5 protein-coding genes are annotated in these 5,448 nt (G+C 57.2%); 4 read left to right on the forward strand and 1 reads right to left on the reverse strand.

Annotation, left to right across the window (positions count from 1 at the left end; translation table 11 throughout):
* A partial coding sequence (locus tag RMN95_RS00200) for a hypothetical protein (RefSeq protein ID WP_309614963.1) occupies positions 1 to 321 on the reverse strand: 321 nt, incomplete at its 3' end.
* 326 nt (positions 322 to 647) lie between these two features.
* Between RMN95_RS00200 and RMN95_RS00205 the strand changes: the two genes are divergently transcribed.
* The 4 genes from RMN95_RS00205 to RMN95_RS00220 form a co-directional block, all read left to right on the forward strand.
* The gene (locus tag RMN95_RS00205; protein ID WP_309614964.1) at positions 648 to 2,714 is read left to right on the forward strand and encodes a UvrD-helicase domain-containing protein; all 2,067 of its coding nucleotides are present in this window, start codon (positions 648 to 650) and stop codon (positions 2,712 to 2,714) included.
* A gap of 137 nt (positions 2,715 to 2,851) precedes the next feature.
* Positions 2,852 to 4,015 (forward strand): DUF262 domain-containing protein, encoded by a 1,164-nt coding sequence (locus RMN95_RS00210; protein WP_309614965.1) that lies wholly within the window; start codon positions 2,852 to 2,854, stop codon positions 4,013 to 4,015.
* Between the two features lie 95 nt (positions 4,016 to 4,110).
* The gene (locus RMN95_RS00215; RefSeq protein ID WP_309614966.1) at positions 4,111 to 4,512 is read left to right on the forward strand and encodes a hypothetical protein; all 402 of its coding nucleotides are present in this window, start codon (positions 4,111 to 4,113) and stop codon (positions 4,510 to 4,512) included.
* A 137-nt stretch (positions 4,513 to 4,649) separates the two neighbouring features.
* Positions 4,650 to 5,448 (forward strand): DNA (cytosine-5-)-methyltransferase (locus RMN95_RS00220; protein WP_309614967.1); only part of this gene is annotated, 799 nt, incomplete at its 3' end.

Here is a 5,448-nt window from a genome sequence, read left to right on the forward strand (position 1 = left end):
AGCAAGCGCGCCAACCCAGGCCGCGCCACCCAGCATCGCCGGAACCCACACCGCCACCGCGTGCCGCCCGGGCCTGCGCCACGCTCCGGCGCGCGTGGCCAGCGCGACCCCGACGCCTCCCCCGATGATGACAACCACTCCGGTAGACACCAGAATGCTCACCCCCGTGAACCGCCCCATGATCATGGATGCCAGCACCACCAACACCGTCAGCACCCCGACCGCGGGCACACCAAACAGGTGCCCGAACCGCCGACTCGCGAGCATCACCCACGGCAGCGCGCACACGCCGATGACGGCGAACGGGATGAGGGCGGTCACGATCTACCTGCGCGCGGGCAGCGGCGGCGCGGGCGAGATCATGGTGTCAGCGTAGTTGGGTCGTGCGGGCCGGGATCGAGCGCGCCCGTTCGGCGCCACCGCCGTCGTGCGCACGACCGCGCTCGCGTCGAACGAGCGCGCTCGACTAGTGCTGGCGCCGTCCGCGCAACAGTGGTTGAGATCTCCTACGCGGCAGACGCGCGGGCACTTCGGAGGCACAAACCGAGACGCTACCCCCGAAAAGGCGACTATCCCTCACCTGAGTCCCACTGCTACCGTCTCTTTGTGGTTGCCGTCTTGGGCTACTGCACTCGGGGGAGCGCATCATGGCAGCAGGTCATTCGGCAAACAGCGAAGCGACGCGTCAGCGGCTGATCGCCGAACAGCACGATTTTCTCGCGTCAAAAGCTCACCAGATGCATCGCAATTACCCGGCTGCGGCCGCCACCGAAGAACGTTTGGGCGATATGCTCATGCCTCTTGAAGATCAGGGTTTCTTCGTCCTGACTGATCGCTCCTGGCCAGGTTCATCCAGGGCCCAAGTCGATTTCGTACTTGTCGGACCGTCCGGTGTCTTCGTCGTGGATGCAAAGTCGTGGGGCAACCTGACGGTACAGTCCGATCGGGTTTTCCAGGGCCAAGACGATGTCACCGACCGGTTCGAGAACCTTGCCACGCTAGCTCCCGGGGTTGAGGCGGCCCTTGCCGAGGTGGGAGTTCCCGCCGGGGAGGTTCGCACGGTCGCTGTGTTCATGAACAAGCGAAACATTCACGGTCGAGTCGGCAGCATTGATCTCATTGGCGAGGATGCCGCACCGCACTATTTCCTTCGGCGTGGAGGTCGACTTGACCCCGTCCAGGTTGCGATCGCATTGGCCGCAGTTGAAGATCACTTTCCGCCCTATATCGCCCGAAATATCCCCTTTGAGCTGACAATTTCGGCACCGGTGATCCCGGTAGAAACAGACGACGCACTGATCACAATTGAAAGCATTGAGAACGCACTTCTAGAGGGAATTCTCGCCAAACCAATTGAAGAATGGATGGCGTTCCTCCATCCGGATCAGGCTCGACTGGCCCGCAGATCATTCAACGGGCCGTCGCGTATTCGGGGCGCTGCCGGCACCGGCAAAACTGTCGTGGGGCTGCACCGCGCGGCGTTCATCGCTCGGACGCGACCCGGCAAGGTTCTCGTGACGACATTCGTCAAAACCCTACCCGCCGTGCTCAATTCGCTCATCGGTCGAATGGCACCGGAAATTGCAGATCGGGTCGAGTTCTCGGGCATCCATTCGTTCGCATTGAAGATATTGCGCGATCGAGGCGTCGCCGTAACTGTAGATGCCGGAAAGGCTGATCAAGCTTTTAATTCGGCCTGGCGAGCAATAGGACTGAAGGGCGAACTCGCTCAGCTCGATACGGATACGAACTACTGGAAAGACGAGGTCGTCGTTGTGATAAAGGGTCGTGGCCTTACCGACTTCGAGCAGTACGCGGGCCTTGCTCGGGTAGGGCGCAGGCGAGGGCTCACAAACCCCCAAAGAATCACAGTGTGGAACCTCTATTGCGCTTATACCGCTGAACTTCGACGCCGAGCCGTCCACGACTTTGCCGATGTCATCCTTCTCGCTGAACAGTCTTTGAAAAACCAACCGCTCGATGGGTACAGCGCAGTTGTCGTCGACGAGGCACAGGATCTAACGTGCGCCATGATTCGTATGCTTCACGGCTTAGTCGGCGATCGTCCTGACGGGTTGAACCTTATTGGCGACGGTCAGCAGACGATCTACCCTGGGGGATTTACCCTCACGGAGGCCAACGTTTCGATCGCGGGTCGAGGCGTGGTCTTGACGAAAAACTATCGCAACACCTCCGAGATCGTAGAATTCGCCGCGAGCCTTGTTGCAGGCGATGAGTTTCTCGACATCGAGGGTGCTAGTTCCATAGGTGACAAGCATGGCGAGGTCGTGCGGCACGGTGCGGCGCCGTCAATCAACAGGTTCGCATCTCGAACCCTGCACGATGCGTCAGTCGTGCAGCACGTTCGTCGTCTGCTCGAGACGGGAAGTCAGCCGGGTGACATCGGAGTACTTGCCACCACAAATTGGGTAGCCAAGGACATGACGAAGGCACTCGCCGAGGCACAAATCCGATCGATCGACCTTCACGATTACAACGGCACATCGAGTGACTACGTGAAGGTAGGGACAATCAAGCGCGCCAAAGGCCTTGAGTTCAAACAGGTGCTCGTGGTGCGCACTGCATCCCATTTACTGGAGACGTCGTCGGGAGAAGCCGATACGTCTGTCTTCGAGAAGCGCGAGCTCGATCGCCGAGAGTTGTACGTAGCCATGACTCGCGCGCGGGATGGGCTATGGGTTGGGGTCGCGTGACGGTTCGCGCTTCGAGACCGCTGCCAATAGCAACCACACGGGCGTGAAATTTAGCACTTGCAGCTGTTCAATTCGACGGCAGTTCGTTTGCTACTGCTCTACCATCAGGGTTGCCGTCACTATCGAGAGGTAACACGATGCCCGAACCGACTGAAGCTACCGAGGATGCACCACTGATCGACGAGAGCGAAATTGACGACGAAAATCTTCTCGGGTCCGTTCCTTCGAATTCGTTGTCCTACTTCGGTGCAGATTTTGACGTGGCGGGACTCGTTCGCCGCTTGGATGCGAGAGACATCTTTGTCCCGCAGTACGACCCTGATGGATCAGACGGGTCGGCTATCGAAGGTTTTCAAAGGCCTCACGTCTGGCCAGTGAAGCGCATGGAGGAATTTATAGAATCTCTGTTGCTGGGCTGGCCCGTGCCCAGTATTTTCTTAGTTCTTGACGCCGATCAGCGCTATCTAGTCCTCGATGGACAACAGCGGATCAACACACTCGCGCACTTTTACAAGGGCTACTACCCAGACGGGAAAGTATTTGAACTGCGCAACGTCGCTGAGAATTTGAAGGGAGTTACCTACGTTACTTTGTCACCTGAGGCACGCCGAAAACTAGACAACACCTTTATCCAAGCCACGGTTATCGAGCCGAAGGGTGTACACGGGCCTGACGCTGTCTATCGGCTATTTGGCCGCTTGAACAGCGGCGGAATGATGCTAACTTCGCAGGAGATTCGCGTTGCTCTCTACCGAGGAGCCGCAACTAACCTGATCCGCGAGCTGAACCACGACATCAACTGGCGACGGCTGTTCGGCGCACAACACAAGCGCCTGAAAGACCACGAGCTCATCTTGCGGGTTTTGGCAATGCTCGAAGTCCTTCAAAAAGTCGAGAACCGCTGGACGGAGGCCAGCGTCACGTCGAGCGCATACAAGCCCCCTCTTTCAGATTTCTTGAATGCATACCTAACCCGCCACAAGGAGTTGTCAATCGACCGAATCGGAAAGTTGTCAAAACTCTTTACTGCGGCTTGCGAGTCGCTCGTGATCGCCAGCGACGTCGACGGCCTCAAATACTCGGGAAGCATAAACGCTGCGCATGTGGATGCATTGCTGTCAGCAGTTATGTGGGAAATGGCCCAAAACGGATCAGTGGACCCATCACGGATCGTAGCCGCAGTCGGGATCCTCAGGGCAGACTCAAGCTACGAAAATTTTATAACGAAAAGCACCTCGCACCGCGACAGTGTTCTTGGCCGTCTCAGGCTTGCATCAGCCGCGATCTCGCGGCTGAGCTAGTGGTGGAACCGAATCCACGACTCGAGGCTCTGAGTCTCCACGATGGACTTCAAGCAGAGTTTTCTCGACACAAGGATCTTGTCAGCCTCCTACCTATGAAGAACTCCAAGTTACAGGTGGACTCCCGCGCATACCTATGTCTGAGATGTGCTGGTTTTCTTGAGCAATTAGTCTTCCTCACAGTTAAAGCATTTCTGGTGCGTACTGCGTCCGGGCCTGCCTTGGCATTTTCCAGGAGCTTCTTCAGACAAGCACCGAATCTCACCGCAGCTGCTTTAGATGGTGTTTTCGAACGGTTCGGCTCAGAGCACAAAGTCAAATTGTCATCATTTATGACTATCGGTCGGCACGACACGCTGTCTGACTTGATGTCGATTCGAAACCTAGTAGCGCACGGACAACTGGTCGGAAGTGGTGCAAAACTCGACCCGACCCGATACGTAAAGTTTTGCGGTGATTTCTATCTTTGGTGTGTCGAGATGTATTTCGAAGAATAGACGGAGCTTGCTGCCTACGGCGTTGATTCGCATCTAAGTTGATATGCAGTTGATTAGGGCACGCGCCCACGTCATCGCAGAGATGTCGGCGCTATCTGGAATGCTTGGGCACAACAAACAATGAAGGTCGGCTCGACATGATTCCATCTCAACTTTCAGTACTTGAAATCTGTGCCGGTGCGGGCGGACAGTCTTCTGGACTCGAGCAGGCAGGATTTGGCCATGCGCTTGCGGTGGAGATAGATAGGGATGCCGCAGCAACGCTGCGCCTTAATCGGCCAGATTGGAATGTACAAGAAGGTGACGTCAAGGACGTTGATGGACAAAAATATCGCGGTATAGATCTCTTGGCTGGCGGTGTTCCCTGCCCCCCGTTTAGCGTTGCCGGCAAGCAGCTCGGTGCAGATGACGAACGCGACCTATTTCCCGAGGCGCTACGGCTTGTAAAGGAAGCGAAGCCCGCTGCGGTGATGCTTGAGAATGTGCGGGGGCTCGCTTCTGAAAGATTCGCTCCATATCGCCGACTAGTGCTTGCTGAACTTGAGTCGCTTGGTTATTCGGCAGATTGGCAATTGCTGTATTCGAGCTCGTACGGTGTTCCGCAGTTACGACCGCGATTCATACTTGTCGCGTTTAGGGGCGAGTTTGGAAGAACTTTCAAGTGGCCAAAGCCGATCGGGACACCTCCGACAGTTGGCGAGAAACTTTTTTCGTTGATGAACGCACACGGCTGGCGAGGCGCAAGCAGGTGGGCAGCGAACGCTGACGGGGTGGGTCCGACTATCGTCGGCGGATCGAAGAAGCACGGCGGTGCCGACCTCGGGCCCTCGAGGGCAAAAGCGGGCTGGCTGGCGTTAGGAGTGGATGGGCGCGGAGTTGCAGATGAGGCACCCTTCGCCGATGCCCCGATCGAGCTGCTGCCGAAGCTGACAAATC

It is taken from the genome of Salinibacterium sp. (assembly GCF_031364185.1).
In the GTDB taxonomy this organism is placed as follows: domain Bacteria; phylum Actinomycetota; class Actinomycetes; order Actinomycetales; family Microbacteriaceae; genus Rhodoglobus.

What these genes read in the sequence shown, in the direction of transcription:
- RMN95_RS00205 (WP_309614964.1), top strand. Translation starts at nt 648, where the DNA reads ATGGCAGCAGGTCATTCGGCAAACAGCGAAGCGACGCGTCAGCGGCTG.
- RMN95_RS00210 (WP_309614965.1), top strand. Translation starts at nt 2,852, where the DNA reads ATGCCCGAACCGACTGAAGCTACCGAGGATGCACCACTGATCGACGAG.
- RMN95_RS00215 (WP_309614966.1), top strand. Translation starts at nt 4,111, where the DNA reads ATGAAGAACTCCAAGTTACAGGTGGACTCCCGCGCATACCTATGTCTG.